The sequence below is a fragment of the Vibrio jasicida CAIM 1864 = LMG 25398 genome, from assembly GCF_000400365.1.
Lineage (GTDB): Bacteria > Pseudomonadota > Gammaproteobacteria > Enterobacterales > Vibrionaceae > Vibrio > Vibrio jasicida.
In genome coordinates, this window is sequence record NZ_BAOG01000146.1 from 1 (window position 1) to 447 (window position 447).

1 protein-coding gene is annotated in these 447 nt (G+C 47.4%); it reads right to left on the reverse strand.

Annotated elements, in window-relative coordinates:
- The coding region (locus VJL_RS25165) for a Calx-beta domain-containing protein (protein WP_038882077.1) at positions 1-447 on the reverse strand (447 nt) is incomplete at both ends.

The following is a 447-nucleotide window of genomic DNA, read 5'->3' on the forward strand; positions in this document are numbered from 1 at the left end:
ATGTGAAGGTTTCAGGGCCTTCAAAGACATCGTCATTGGTAGTATTTACAGTAACGCTGTAAGTTGTATCGTTCGCCGGTACGGTAACATCAAAAGTACCATCTGGATTCACAGCCACCACTTGCGTTGAATTGTCCGCATAAGTAATAGTTACTGAGGTCTCAGTGTAATCAACGCCACCATCTGCTGTACCATCAGCGAGTGTCATACTCACAACAGTATCTGTCGTACTCGGATTGCTTAACGTGACATCTAATGTGGCAGGGTCACCTTCATTGACTGTCGCGTTGCTAATTGAAGCAACAACTGGACGGTCGTCATCTGGCTCAGGTCCCGGGCCGCTACCGTCATCAACAATGGTACCCGTGCCTTGTGCTGGAGTATTTTGAGTTGAAGTGGAACCTGACAATGTGAAGGTTTCAGGGCCTTCAAAGACATCGTCATTGG